Origin of the sequence: Bradyrhizobium uaiense, assembly GCF_010811875.1 — a bacterium.
GTDB classification, from domain to species: domain Bacteria; phylum Pseudomonadota; class Alphaproteobacteria; order Rhizobiales; family Xanthobacteraceae; genus Bradyrhizobium; species Bradyrhizobium uaiense.
On sequence record NZ_VKHP01000922.1, the window covers coordinates 1 to 245 of the forward strand.

Below are 245 nucleotides of genomic sequence, written 5' to 3' on the forward strand. Positions count from 1 at the left end.
GGCAATACGCTCCAAAAGCTCGAAGTTTTCCGCATTGCGCAGTCCCCGCCCACCCGAGACGATCACGCGGGCTTCCTCGACATTCGCCCCTGCCGCAGGCTGCTCATTCCTCTCGACGAGCCGCGCGGCCGTCGACGCCGGGTGGCGACCCTTCTCCGCGCAGATTGGGCAGACCGGCAAGATCGTGAGACCGGACGTGTACATCGCGGTTGGAATAAGCGGCGCCATTCAGCACTTGGTCGGCA

Annotated in this window: 1 pseudogene; it reads left to right on the forward strand. The window is 64.5% G+C overall.

What is annotated here, in order from left to right:
* Window positions 1–115 precede the first annotated feature (115 nt).
* Window positions 116–245, forward strand: a pseudogene (locus FNJ47_RS52500) (FAD-binding protein); the annotation flags it as partial.